Origin of the sequence: Burkholderia latens (assembly GCF_001718795.1) — a bacterium.
GTDB lineage: Bacteria > Pseudomonadota > Gammaproteobacteria > Burkholderiales > Burkholderiaceae > Burkholderia > Burkholderia latens_A.
Window position 1 is genome coordinate 3,238,209 of record NZ_CP013435.1, and the last position, 12,119, is coordinate 3,250,327.

Annotated in this window: 12 protein-coding genes; 8 read left to right on the forward strand and 4 right to left on the reverse strand. The window is 67.8% G+C overall.

The features are described from left to right. Positions 1 to 4: 4 nt before the first annotated feature. Positions 5 to 1,348, forward strand: coding sequence for an ATP-dependent protease ATPase subunit HslU (gene hslU, locus WK25_RS15010; RefSeq protein WP_040142497.1), 1,344 nt, complete (start codon positions 5 to 7; stop codon positions 1,346 to 1,348). A gap of 86 nt (positions 1,349 to 1,434) precedes the next feature. On the opposite strand, the gene WK25_RS15015 is transcribed toward hslU, so the two are convergent. The 3 genes from WK25_RS15015 to WK25_RS15025 form a co-directional block, all read right to left on the reverse strand. Beyond that, positions 1,435 to 1,977 carry a response regulator transcription factor gene (locus WK25_RS15015; RefSeq protein WP_006755258.1) on the reverse strand — a complete coding sequence of 181 codons (543 nt, stop codon included), beginning with the start codon at positions 1,975 to 1,977 and terminating at the stop codon, positions 1,435 to 1,437. 13 nt (positions 1,978 to 1,990) lie between these two features. Further along, on the reverse strand, positions 1,991 to 3,400 hold the full coding sequence (locus WK25_RS15020) for an ATP-binding protein (RefSeq protein WP_069241865.1): 1,410 nt from the start codon (positions 3,398 to 3,400) through the stop codon (positions 1,991 to 1,993). A gap of 112 nt (positions 3,401 to 3,512) precedes the next feature. Then, positions 3,513 to 3,737: a cysteine-rich CWC family protein gene (locus tag WK25_RS15025; protein ID WP_040142499.1), complete on the reverse strand. Its 225-nt coding sequence runs from the start codon at positions 3,735 to 3,737 to the stop codon at positions 3,513 to 3,515. A 293-nt stretch (positions 3,738 to 4,030) separates the two neighbouring features. On the opposite strand from WK25_RS15025, the gene argB reads away from it, so the two are divergent. The 7 genes from argB to WK25_RS15060 all read left to right on the forward strand — a co-directional run bounded on the left by argB (position 4,031) and on the right by WK25_RS15060 (position 11,009). After that, on the forward strand, positions 4,031 to 4,930 hold the full coding sequence (argB, locus tag WK25_RS15030; protein ID WP_006490510.1) for an acetylglutamate kinase: 900 nt from the start codon (positions 4,031 to 4,033) through the stop codon (positions 4,928 to 4,930). Further along, positions 4,927 to 5,718 (forward strand): pyrimidine 5'-nucleotidase, encoded by a 792-nt coding sequence (locus tag WK25_RS15035; protein WP_069241866.1) that lies wholly within the window; start codon positions 4,927 to 4,929, stop codon positions 5,716 to 5,718. The genes argB and WK25_RS15035 overlap by 4 nt, the downstream gene beginning before the upstream one ends. Then, complete coding sequence (gene slmA / locus WK25_RS15040; protein ID WP_040142501.1) at positions 5,685 to 6,356, forward strand: nucleoid occlusion factor SlmA; 672 nt, start codon at positions 5,685 to 5,687, stop codon at positions 6,354 to 6,356. Before WK25_RS15035 ends, slmA begins: the two co-directional genes overlap by 34 nt. A gap of 337 nt (positions 6,357 to 6,693) precedes the next feature. Further along, on the forward strand, positions 6,694 to 7,839 hold the full coding sequence (gene metX, locus WK25_RS15045) for a homoserine O-succinyltransferase MetX (protein ID WP_040142503.1): 1,146 nt from the start codon (positions 6,694 to 6,696) through the stop codon (positions 7,837 to 7,839). Then, a complete protein-coding gene (metW, locus tag WK25_RS15050; protein ID WP_040142505.1) occupies positions 7,836 to 8,444 on the forward strand; it encodes a methionine biosynthesis protein MetW in 609 nt (202 codons plus the stop codon). The genes metX and metW overlap by 4 nt, the downstream gene beginning before the upstream one ends. A 116-nt stretch (positions 8,445 to 8,560) precedes the next feature. Continuing rightward, a complete protein-coding gene (locus WK25_RS15055; protein ID WP_040142507.1) occupies positions 8,561 to 9,982 on the forward strand; it encodes an AmpG family muropeptide MFS transporter in 1,422 nt (473 codons plus the stop codon). Then, on the forward strand, positions 9,972 to 11,009 hold the full coding sequence (locus tag WK25_RS15060; RefSeq protein ID WP_069242012.1) for a M48 family metallopeptidase: 1,038 nt from the start codon (positions 9,972 to 9,974) through the stop codon (positions 11,007 to 11,009). Before WK25_RS15055 ends, WK25_RS15060 begins: the two co-directional genes overlap by 11 nt. Before the next feature lie 21 nt (positions 11,010 to 11,030). Here WK25_RS15060 and WK25_RS15065 read toward each other — a convergent pair whose 3' ends face one another. Then, a complete protein-coding gene (locus WK25_RS15065) occupies positions 11,031 to 11,975 on the reverse strand; it encodes an AraC family transcriptional regulator (protein ID WP_040142509.1) in 945 nt (314 codons plus the stop codon). Positions 11,976 to 12,119 lie beyond the last annotated feature (144 nt).

The following is a 12,119-nucleotide window of genomic DNA, read 5'->3' on the forward strand; positions in this document are numbered from 1 at the left end:
CACCATGAGCACCATGACCCCTGCCGAGATCGTCTCGGAACTCGACAAGCACATCATCGGCCAGGCCAAGGCGAAGAAGGCGGTCGCGGTCGCGCTGCGCAACCGCTGGCGCCGCCAGCAGGTCGCCGACCCGCTGCGCCAGGAAATCACGCCGAAGAACATCCTGATGATCGGGCCGACGGGCGTCGGCAAGACCGAAATCGCGCGCCGCCTCGCGAAGCTCGCCGATGCGCCGTTCATCAAGATCGAAGCGACCAAGTTCACCGAAGTCGGCTACGTCGGCCGCGACGTCGACAGCATCGTGCGCGACCTGATCGAGATCTCGGTCAAGCAGACGCGCGAATCGGAGATGCGCAAGGTCCGCAGCAAGGCGACCGACCAGGCCGAAGACCGCATCCTCGACATCCTGCTGCCGCAACCGCGCGCGGTGGGCTTCGGCGGCAACGCCGAGCACGCGAACGACGACAACAACGCGACGCGCCAGACGTTCCGCAAGCGCCTGCGCGAAGGCCAGCTCGACGACAAGGAAGTCGAGCTCGACCTCGAGCAGCCGTCGGTCGGCATGGACATCATGGCGCCGCCGGGAATGGAGGAGATGACCGAGCAGATCCGCTCGATGTTCTCGAACCTCGGCAGCGGCAAGAAGCAGCGCCGCAAGGTGAAGATCAAGGAAGCGCTGAAGCTGCTGACCGACGAGGAAGCGGCGAAGATGCTGAACGAAGAGGAAGTGAAGACGAAGGCCGTGCAGAACGTCGAGCAGAACGGCATCGTGTTCCTCGACGAGATCGACAAGATCACGTCGCGCAACAACGAAGGCAGCGGCGGCGAAGTGTCGCGCCAGGGCGTGCAGCGCGATTTGCTGCCGCTCGTCGAGGGTACGACCGTCAACACGAAATACGGGATGGTGAAAACTGATCACATCCTGTTCATCGCGAGCGGCGCGTTCCACCTCGCGAAGCCGAGCGACCTGATTCCCGAACTGCAGGGCCGCTTCCCGATTCGCGTCGAGCTCGACTCGCTGTCGGTCAACGACTTCGAAGCGATCCTCGTCGCGACCGATGCGAGCCTCGTCAAGCAGTACCAGGCGCTGCTCGCCACCGAAGACGTGGAGCTCGAGTTCGCCGAAGACGGCATCCGCCGCCTCGCCGAGATCGCCTATGCGGTCAACGAGAAGACCGAGAACATCGGCGCGCGCCGCCTGTACACGGTGATCGAAAAGCTGCTGGAGGAAGTGTCGTTCTCGGCCGGCAACCACGCCGGCGAGCGCGTGACGATCGACGCGCAATACGTCGACCGGGCGCTCGGCGAAGTGTCGCAGGACGAAGACCTGTCGCGCTACGTGCTGTAACGCGCGCGGCGCCGGATCATGGACGGGCGGCCCCTTTGTCGGGGGCCGCCCGTTTTCGTTGGCGGGCGCGGCAGGCGCCGCGCCGCTTACTGGCGCACCGGCTTCTTCGCGAGCTTGCGCTGCAGCGTGCGGCGGTGCATGTTCAGGGCGCGCGCCGTGGCCGAGATGTTGTTGTTGTTCTCCGCGAGCACGCGCTGGATGTGCTCCCATTCGAGCCGGTCGACCGACAGCACGACCGGATTCTCGAGCGCCTCGTCGGCCTGGACTTCGCTCGCGTTGGTCTGCAGCGCGGCAAGGATAGACTCGACGTTTGCGGGCTTCGCGAGATAGTTGTCCGCGCCCTCCTTCACCGCCTGCACCGCGGTCGCGATGCTTGCGTAGCCGGTCAGCACCAGAATCCGCGCATCGGGTTGCAGGTCGCACAACGGCGCGATCAGGCTCAGTCCCGAATCCTCGCCGAGATGCAGGTCGACGGTAATGAACTGGAACTTGCCGCCTGCCGCGAGCCGCAGTGCCGCCTCCTTGTCGTGCGCCTGCTGGACCGCGTAGCCGCGGCGCTCGAGGCCGCGCGCGAGCGTGCCCGCGAACACCTCGTTGTCGTCGATCACCAGGAAATTGTTCTCGCTCATGTGGTTTCTCCGTCTACGTGTTGGTTGAGGCGGCCGGCGCCGTCATGCGCGCCACCGGCAGGCGCAGGACCGCGCGCGTGCCGCGGCCGGGCGCGGTCGCCACGCGGGTGTCCGGCGCTGCCGCCCGCTCGGCCGTGCGCTGCGCCGCTCCCGAAGCGGCGTGACCGTGTGCGCCGCCGCCGGTGCGTCCGTTGCCGGCGGCCGAGCGCGGCGCGACATCGGACAGTTCGATCTCGCCGCCCAAGCGCACGGCCGCGCTGAATGCAAGGTACAGGCCGACCCCGTGGCCGCCCTGCGTGCTGTCGACCGGCATCGCCCCGAGCGATTCGCGCAACGCGGCCGGAATGCCCGGGCCGTCGTCGCATACTTCGAATTCGATCTGGTCGCCCCCGCTCGCGCGCTCGCTGTGCGCGAGCTTCGCGGCCAGCGTCACGCGGTGCGGGCTTGCACGCGCGGCGTTGTCGAGCAGGATCGTCAGGATCTGGCCCGCCGCGACCGTGTCGTCGAGCGCGACGCCCGACGGGCGCGCGCCGAGCAGATCGAACTCCACGTGCGGATGCCGCAGCCGCCAGTGCTCGACGAACGTGTCGAGCCAGTCGTCCACCGGCTGGCGGCTGGCCGGTGCGCTCGCGCGGCTGCGCAGGCGCGCAAGCGCCGACGTGCAGAGCGTCATCTGCTCTTCCAGCACCTTCAGGTCGGCCTCGTAGCGCGCGAGGCCCGGATCGGCGCGGGCCGCGTCGCGCAGTTCTTCCGCGAGCATCGCGATCGTCGACAGCGGCGTGCCCATCTCGTGTGCGACCGTCGCAGCCTGCACGCCGAGCGCGACCGCCCGCTCGTCGCGCAGCAGATGCGCCTGCGCCTCGCCGAGCGCCGCATCGCGCTGGCGCAGCGCGTTCGACATGCGCGCGACGAACCACGCGATCAGCCCGACGCTGACCATGAAGTTCACCCACATCCCGGTGCGGTAGTAGTCGAACAGGTTTGCCGGGTTGTCCATGTTGAGCGGCACCGAATCGAAGCCGAGCGCCGCGTAGCACGCGACCGCGAACGCCGCGAGCCAGATCATCAGGTGCCACGGCAGCACGGCCGCCGCGATCGCGAGCGACGGCAGGTAAAGCGACACGAACGGATTAGTCGTGCCACCCGACAGGAACAGCAGCGCCGACAGCGCGCCGAGATCGACCCACAGCTGGCCGAGCAGCTCGAAATTGGTCTCGGGGCGCGCGCGCAGCACGCGCACCCAGGTCAGTGCATTGAAGACGATTTCGAGCGCGATGACCATCAGCATCGCCGGCAACGGCAGATGCACGCCGAAATAGGTCTGCACGACGCCGATCGTCACGAGCTGGCCGATGATCGCGAGATTGCGCAGCCAGAACAGATGACTGAGGTTGACGCGCCCGGTGGTGGTGATTCGTTGCATCCGAGCAGTTTACCCGTTTAGCGTCCGGCAACTCCACCGGGGGCCGGATCGCACCGGACGAACCGGCAACCGGGTGAGGCTGCGCCGCGGCGGGCGGCACGGATCTGCACCGTCAGCCGGCCGCGCCGGCCATGCGCCGTGCGAGCTCGTCGGCCAGGCATTCGGGGCAGCGGCAGCGCGCGCCGGCGGCCGGCGGCGCTTCGCCGGGCAGCGCCGGCATCGACGCGCACCAGCACTCGAACGGCTGCGTGCCGGCGCCGCAGTCGAAGCCGCGCCCGCAGTGCGGGCACCGCGCGCGGTGCGGGGTCGAACGGGCTTCGGCGGCGGAATCGGTCATGGCTCGGGCGGAAGCGGGCGTGGACATCGCCCTACGCGACTAGCATAGCGCGGCGCGCGGATTTTGCACGCCGGCCGTCCGGCCGATGGCTGCCGCGAACACGTGCCCCTGCGCACGGCGCGCGCTCCGCCCGCACCGTCGCAGCGACGCGCAGCGCCCGCGCGGGCGGGCCGCCGCGCAAGGCCCACGGCCGCCGGCACCCGCCTTCCGGCCGGCCCAAAAACCCGATGCTGCGCTGCGCCACTCCTGTACAATTCGCCCTGTTTCAACCGTTCCCAGCCAGAGCCGCCGCCATGTCCGAGCCCATCGACCTCTCGCAGATCGCCCCGACGCTGAAAGCAGAAATCCTCGCCGAGGCGCTGCCGTACATCCGCCGCTACCACGGCAAGACCGTGGTGATCAAATACGGCGGCAATGCGATGACGGAAGAGCGGCTCAAGCAGGGCTTCGCGCGCGACGTGATCCTGCTGAAACTCGTCGGCATCAATCCGGTGATCGTCCACGGCGGCGGTCCGCAAATCGATCACGCACTGAAGAAGATCGGCAAGGCCGGCACCTTCATCCAGGGCATGCGCGTGACCGACGAAGAGACGATGGAAGTCGTCGAATGGGTGCTGGGCGGCGAAGTGCAGCAGGACATCGTGATGCTGATCAACCATTTCGGCGGCCACGCGGTGGGCCTGACGGGCAAGGACGGCGGCCTGATTCACGCCCGCAAGCTGCTGATGCCGGACCGCGACAATCCGGGCCAGTACATCGACATCGGCCAGGTCGGCGAAGTCGAGGCGATCAACCCGGCGGTCGTGAAGGCGCTGCAGGACGATGCGTTCATTCCGGTGATCTCGCCGATCGGCTTCGGCGAAGATGGGCTGTCGTACAACATCAACGCAGATCTCGTCGCCGGCAAGCTCGCCACGGTGCTGAATGCCGAGAAGCTGCTGATGATGACCAACATCCCCGGCGTGATGGACAAGGACGGCAACCTGCTGACCGACCTGTCCGCACGCGAGATCGACGCGCTGTTCGAAGACGGCACGATCTCGGGCGGCATGCTGCCGAAGATCTCGTCGGCGCTCGACGCGGCAAAGAGCGGCGTGAAGTCGGTGCACATCGTCGACGGCCGCATCGAACATTCGGTGCTGCTCGAAATCCTGACCGAGCAGCCGTTCGGCACGATGATCCGCTCGCATTGAGCGCGCGCCGCCCGTCCTCGCGCACCGGCCTGCCGGCGTCATTGCGACGCCGGCGCATCTCCCGCAGCCGGCCGCGTGCCGGCGCGCCCGTCTGGCTGTTCGATCTCGACAACACGCTGCACCACGCATCGCACGCGATCTTTCCGGAGATCAACCGTGCGATGACGCAGTACATCATCGACGCGCTGCAGATCGAACGCGCCGAAGCCGACCGCCTGCGCACGGGCTACACGCAACGCTACGGTGCCGCGCTCCTCGGCCTCACGCGCCATCATCCGATCGATCCGCACGACTTCCTGCGGGTCGTCCACACGTTTCCCGATTTGCCGGCGATGCTGCGCGCCGAGCGCGGCCTCGCACGCATCGTCGCGGCGCTGCCGGGCCGCAAGTTCGTGCTGACCAATGCGCCGGAGAACTATGCGCGCGCGGTGCTGCGCGAGCTGCGCATCGAGCGGCTGTTCGAACGCGTGATCGCGATCGAGCACATGCGCGACCGCCGCACGTGGCGCGCGAAGCCCGATCACACGATGCTGCGCCGGACGCTGCGCGCCGCGCACGCGCGGCTCGCCGACGCGATCCTCGTCGAGGATACGCGCGGCCACCTGAAGCGCTACAAGCGGCTCGGCATCGGCACCGTGTGGATCACCGGCCACCTGCCCGGCCATCTGCCGAACACCGGCCGGCCGCATTATGTCGACCAGCGCATTCGTTCGTTAAAATCGCTGCGACTGGGCACACGATCGGGGCGACAAAAATGCAGCCGACTTACCCGCAGGACCAAGCCGTAACGGAGAACCAGGCCACGCCGTCCCGCCCGCGCCCGAAGCCGGGCGAGCGGCGCGTGATGATCCTGCAGACGCTCGCGGCGATGCTCGAAGCGCCGAAGCCCGAGAAAATCACGACGGCCGCGCTCGCCGCACGGCTCGACGTGTCGGAAGCCGCGTTGTACCGCCATTTCTCCAGCAAGGCGAAAATGTACGAAGGGCTGATCGAGTTCATCGAGCAGGCGCTGTTCGGGCTCGTAAACCAGATCGTCGCAAAGGAGCCGAACGGCGTGCTGCAGGCGCGCACGATCGCGCTCACGATGCTCAATTTCGCCGCAAAGAATCCCGGGATGACGCGCGTGCTGACCGGCGAGGCGCTGGTCGGCGAGGACGAGCGGCTGGCCGAGCGCGTCGAGCAGATGCTCGAGCGGATCGAGGCGTCGCTCAGGCAATCGCTGCGGTTCGCGCGGCTCGAGGCCGGCGAGCGGGACGCACCGGCTGCGACCGCGCCGGCGGCGCTGCCCGCCGATTACGACCCGGCGGTGCGCGCAAGCCTCGTGGTCAGCTACGTGCTCGGTCGCTGGCACCGCTACGCGAAGAGCGGCTTCACAAAACCGCCGACCGAACATGCGGATGCGCAACTTCGCCTGATCCTGCAGTAGGCAGCGCCCGCGATCGCCGAGCACCTCTCCGCACGGTGCGCCGCCGGCGGGCGCGCTCCTCCGCCGATCAAGCGCCATCCGGCTTCGCATCGGCCGGATCCGCGCGTTCGTCAATTTCCGCTATACTCTGCCGACTTGCCGCCCGGTTGGCGGCAGGTCGGAAGCGCGCCGATTTGCTGACTCGATTGCGGGCGCGCGAACCGGCCGGGGCCTTGATGCGTCGTGCGTCGTTCCCCGGCGGTTCACTATAAATGCGGCTAAAGAGGTCGTCAGCCGCGCACCTTCGCCTCCGCGCATCGCCGACACCATTTAGCCGCCCAGTCATAAGGCGGAACGAATGGAATCGATCGGCATCGTCGCTCCACAGACCATGCACTTCGCCGAACCGCTGCGCTTGCAAAGCGGCAGCGTGATCGGCAACTATCAGCTCGTCGTCGAGACGTATGGCGAGCTCAACGCCGCGCGCTCGAACGCGGTGCTCGTCTGCCACGCGCTGAACGCGTCGCACCACGTCGCCGGCGTCTACGCGGACGATCCGCGCAGCACCGGCTGGTGGGACAACATGGTCGGCCCCGGCAAGCCGCTCGACACGAACCGCTTTTTCGTGATCGGCGTGAACAACCTCGGCTCGTGCTTCGGCTCGACCGGCCCGATGAGCATCGATCCGTCGACCGGCAAGCCGTACGGCGCGAAGTTCCCTGTGGTTACCGTCGAGGACTGGGTGCATGCGCAGGCGCGCGTCGCCGACGCGTTCGGCATCGAGCGCTTCGCCGCCGTGATGGGCGGCAGCCTCGGCGGGATGCAGGCGCTCGCGTGGAGCCTGATGTATCCGGAGCGTGTCGCGCACTGCATCGACATCGCATCGACGCCGAAGCTGTCCGCGCAGAACATCGCGTTCAACGAGGTCGCACGCTCGGCGATCCTGTCCGATCCCGACTTTCATGGCGGCGATTACTACGCGCACGGCGTGAAGCCGAAGCGCGGCTTGCGCGTCGCGCGGATGATCGGCCACATCACGTATCTGTCCGACGACGACATGGCCGAGAAATTCGGCCGCGCGCTGCGCCGCGCGGACGGCGCGCTCGATGCGTACAACTTCAGCTTCGACGTCGAGTTCGAGGTCGAATCGTACCTGCGCTACCAGGGCGACAAGTTCGCCGACTACTTCGACGCGAACACCTATCTGCTGATCACCCGCGCGCTCGACTATTTCGACCCGGCGAAGGCGTTCGACGGCAACCTGACGGCCGCGCTCGCGCACACGCAGGCGAAATACCTGATCGCGAGTTTCTCGACCGACTGGCGCTTCGCGCCGGCGCGCTCCCGCGAGATCGTGAAGGCGCTGCTCGACAACAAGCGCACGGTCAGCTACGCGGAAATCGACGCACCGCACGGCCACGACGCATTCCTGCTCGACGACGCGCGCTATCACAACCTGATCCGCGCCTATTACGAACGTATCGCCAGCGAGGTGGGCGCATGAACCAGCAAGCGCTGAATTCCCTGTCCGCACGCGCGGACTTCCGTGCCATTGCCCGCTGGGTCGAACCACGCGCGACCGTGCTCGACCTCGGCTGCGGCGACGGCTCGCTGCTGTCGCTGCTGATGGAAGAACTGGACGTGACCGGCTACGGAATCGAACTGAACGACGCCGGCGTGCTCGCGAGCGCGAAGAACGGCATCAACGTGATCCAGCAGAACCTCGAGGACGGCCTGCGGCTGTTCGAGGATCACAGCTTCGACTTCGCGATCCTGTCGCAAACGCTGCAGACGATCCACCAGACGGCCGCGATCCTGCGCGAAACCGCGCGCGTCGGGCGCGAGTGCATCGTGTCGTTCCCGAACTTCGGCTACTGGGCGCACCGGCTGTCGGTGCTGCGCGGCCGGATGCCGGTGTCGAAGTCGCTGCCTTACCAGTGGCACAACACGCCGAACGTCCGCGTGCTGACGATCAAGGATTTCGAGGCGCTCGCGCCGGAGGTCGGCGTGACGATTCTCGACCGCATCGTGCTGCACGAGGGGCAGCCGATTCGATGGGGAGCGAACTGGCGTGGTAGTCTTGCTGTCTACCGCGTCAAGCGCAGCTGAGCCGGGGGGCCGTTGACGGATGATCCGGTCCGCACGCGCGTGCGGACGCCCCGCCTGCGCCGTCTGCCACGCCTGCGCTGCCGCCGCAATCAGTCAACGCTACCCAGTTCCTGTCCATGTCGAAAACGCCACACGAGGCGCCCGCACTCACCGCTCACGAGGATCACCCCGGCTGGCGCGCCTATCTGAACACGCACATGCTGATCTGCGTGTTCCTGGGCTTCACGTCCGGGCTGCCGCTGTTCACGCTCGTCTATCTCGTGCAGGCATGGCTGCGCTCCGAGGGCGTGAACCTGAAGGAAATCGGCCTGTTTGCGCTGATCCAGTTCCCGTATACGTGGAAGTTCCTGTGGGCGCCGCTGATGGACCGCTACATCCCGCGCCTGCCCGGCTGGCGGCCGGGTCGCCGGCGCGGCTGGCTGCTGCTCACGCAGGTGCTGGTCGCCGGTGCGATCGCCGCGCTCGGCTTCGTGTCGCCGCGCGATTCGATCTGGACCGTCGCCGCGCTCACGACGCTCGTCGCGTTCTTCGGCGCGAGCGCCGACATCGTGATCGACGCGTATCGTCGTGAACTCCTGCGCGACACCGAGCAAGGCCTCGGCAACGCGGTGCACGTGAACGCGTACAAGCTCGCCGCGCTGATCCCCGGCTCGCTGGCGCTGATCCTGTCCGACCACATGCCGTGGGACGCCGTGTTCGCGATCACCGGCGCATTCATGCTGCCGGGCATTCTGATGACGCTCGTCGTGCGCGAGCCGGAAGTGGTCGGCGCGCCGCCGCGCAACCTGCGCGACGCCATCGTGCTGCCGTTCCGCGAATTCATCCAGCGCGACGGCTGGGCCGGCGCGCTCCTCGTCATCGCATTCATCTTCCTGTTCAAGATCGGCGACACGATGGCGACCACTTTGTCCACGTCGTTCTTCCTCGACATCGGCTTCAGCCGCACCGAGATCGGCATCGTCGCGAAAACCACCGCGCTCGTCGCGAGCGTCGCCGGGGGCATCATCGGCGGCGTGTGGCTCGTGAAGATCGGGATCGGGCGCGGGCTGTGGATTTTCGGCGCGCTGCAGATGGTGTCGACGCTCGGCTTCGCATGGCTCGCCCAGCTCGGTCCGGGCTCGCCGGTGCTCGCGTTGCTGTACGACTTTACGGTGTCGACGAGCCACGCGATCGCGGCGGCGCTGTCGGTGTTCGGCATTGCGGTCACGCCGCAATTCAGTCCAATGACGGTCGCGCTCGCCATCGTCTACGGCTTCGAAACGTTCACGACAGGGCTGACGATGGCCGCGTTCGTCGCATATATCGCGAGTACGACCGACCCGCGCTACACGGCCACGCAATTCGCGCTGTTCACGAGCCTCGCGTCGGTGCCGCGCACGCTCGCATCCGCCGCAAGCGGCTTCATCGTCGCGAAGATCGGCTGGTTCGACTACTTCATCGCATGCACCGCGCTCGCGATTCCCGGGATGCTGCTGCTGTTCAAGATCGCACCGTGGAATGGCGTCGCGCGCAATGGCGAGGCCAGCCGTGCGCAGTGATCGGCTGCTGCGGCTGACACGGGTGGCCGTCGCGCTCGGCGTCGGCATCGCATCGCTCGGCATCGCGGCGAGCGCACATGCATCCGATCCGGGCGGAACAGCCGCTGGCTCCGCGCCGGCCACCGCGCCGCCGCCCACATCGCCTGCCGCCATGCCGTCCGCGGCCGAAGCCGCGCAGCCGACGGGCGGGGCCGTGTCCGCCAAAGCGTATGCGCCTGCGACGCAGCAGGTGCGCTACGGCAATGCGATCGCGTTCCGCACGCTGATCCCTTCGCCGCTGCTCGAACAGCTGACCGCGAGCGAATACGCGCAGATCGTGCAGGCCGCCGCCGACGGCGATCGCCTGCTGCCCGCGAATCAGCCGCGCGTGAAGCGGCTGCGAACGATCGTGATGAAGCTCGCGCCGTATTCGGTGAAGTGGAACGATCGCGTGAAGAGCTGGGCGTGGGACGTGAACGCGATCCGCTCGCGCGACATCCGCGTCACCTGCCTGCCGGGCGGCAAGGTGCTCGTGTACGGCGGGCTGCTCGACCGCATTCGCCTGAACGACGACGAGCTCGGCGTGCTGCTCGCGCACGGCATCGCGCACGCGCTGCGCGAGCATGCACGCAGCAATCTGAGCGCGGCGTCGCAAACGTCGCTGCGCGCGGCCACGCTGCCGCCGCTGTTCGGCGTCGGCGATCCGCTGCCGCAGGCGCTGAACCTCGGCGCCCGCCTGCAGACCTTGCGTTACGACCCGACCGACGAAACCGAAGCCGACGTGATCGGCGGCGACATCGCCGCGCGCGCCGGCTTCGATCCGCGTGCGGCGATCACGCTGTGGGACAAACTCGCGGCGGCCACGCGCGCGAACAAGACGTCGGGCTTCATCTACACGCACCCGTACAGCGCGACGCGGCGACAGGATCTGCTGAACCGCCTGCCGGACCTGATGCCGCTCTACGCGAAGGCGATCGGCAAACGGGTCGATACGCTGGCCGACTACGCCGGCATCAGCGCGCAGCGGCGCAAGGTCGCGCGGCGCTGAGCGTAGGCGCCCGACACCGCGCTACGCGCCGACCGCCGAATCGGCCGGTCGCACGCCGCTTTCGCGCATCGCGCGCACTTCATCGCCGGGGCTGCGGCCGAACAGCCGCTTGAATTCGCGGCTGAATTGCGACGCGCTCGCATACCCGACCCGCGCGGCCGCCGCGCCCGCGCCGACACCGTCCTGCACCATCATCAGCCGCGCCTGGTGCAGGCGCGCGGCCTTTACGTACTGCATCGGCGACGTCGCCGTCACATGCTTGAACTGCGCATGGAACACCGCGACGCTCATCCCGGCCTCGCGCGCGAGCGTCTCGACGTCCAGGTCGGCCTTCAAGTCCGCATGGATGCGCCGCAGCGCCTTCGCGACGCGCCCGAAATGATGTTGCTGGACGAGCGCCGCACGAATCGCGTCGCCCTGCGCGCCGGTCAGCACGCGGTACGCGATCTCGCGCATGATCGCGGGGCCGAGCACGCGCGTGTCGTGCGGCGACGCGAGCGCTTCGAGCAGGCGCACCACCGCATCGGCGAGCGGTGCGTCGAGCGGCGTCGAATAGACGCCGTGCGGTTCGCTGACCGCGGCGCCGAGCGTCTCGTCGAGCAGGATCGCAAGCTCCGCGATCACCGCGAGATCGACGCGGATCGAGATCGCGAGAAACGGCTCCTCCGTGGTCGCGAAGGTTTCGCACTCGAACGGCAGCGGCACCGACAGCACCAGATACTGCTGCGCATCGTAGACGAACGAGCGATCGCCGAGATAGCCGAGCTTGCGGCCCTGACAAACGACGATGATGCTCGGCTCGTACAGCACCGGCATGCGCGGCACCGGACGGCTCACGCGAATGAAGCGCACCCCGTCGAGCGCCGCCAGCGTATCGCCGTCGTTCGGCGCGAGACGCGAATGCAGCTCGATCATGCGCCGCCGCACACGGTCGCCCGAGTCGTCGAAAAGGGGCTGGAAGCTCATCGGCGTCGTCCTGTCCTGCAAGAGAATCAGGCTCGCAATGTAGCACCTTGAAAGCGTTTTGACGGGCGTTCGCGCGCAATTCGAGAGGAATAGGCAAATCTTCGAGATGTTCGTGTATTTCGCTGCGGCGGCTCGCTCCTTACG